Origin of the sequence: Blautia sp. Marseille-P2398 (assembly GCF_964240315.1) — a bacterium.
Classification (GTDB): Bacteria; Bacillota; Clostridia; order Lachnospirales; family Lachnospiraceae; genus Blautia_A; species Blautia_A wexlerae.
In genome coordinates this window covers 1-649 of record NZ_CAXSTD010000051.1, presented here as the reverse complement: position 1 = coordinate 649, position 649 = coordinate 1, and the positions used below count along the sequence as shown (strand labels likewise).

The 649-nt window shown below is 41.6% G+C and carries 1 protein-coding gene; it reads left to right on the top strand.

The features are described from left to right. Positions 1-267: 267 nt before the first annotated feature. The coding region (locus ACESZG_RS18925; RefSeq protein WP_156331225.1) for a transposase at positions 268-649 on the top strand (382 nt) is incomplete at its 3' end.

The window sequence follows — 649 nt, the reverse complement described above, 5'->3', positions numbered from 1 at the left end:
AACGAATCATGAAAGCTTATCTCAGCCTATAATGAAAATAGGATACTGACTCCACTACTTTTTTCACTTCTCTTTTTGCCTTACAATAGTCTTAGGCAGGATTAAGTTTGATTGCACCTTGGAGGATTTGCACCCCGTTTGTCAACGTAAATGATTTGCCCTTGAGCACAGCATATTGTCGCACCTTTTATGAATAGCACGAGTAGCAAAGTCCGTATTATCTCGGGCAAATCTCCTGCCAATTCTATAGTAAAGGAGTTGTTCTGTATGAAAGACCTTCTGGAAATTTCCTGTGGACTGGATGTCCACAAAGAAAAAATTGTTGCATGTATCCTGACTGGTCCTCTGGGCAAGCCAACCCGTTCTGAAATCCGTGAGTTTTCTACATTGATTCCGGATATGATAGCATTACGGAATTGGATCGTTTCTAAAAACTGCCATCATGTAGCTATGGAAAGCACCGGTATCTATTGGATGCCGATTTATGAAATACTGGAGGATGCTTTCTCTGGTGACATTACCCTGCTTGTTGTAAATGCACGCCATATGAAAAATGTTCCTGGCAAAAAGACCGATATGCGGGATTCCGAATGGATTTCCACCTTGCTTCGCGCCGGACTTTTGAACGGAAGTTTTATTCCCGAAAAAA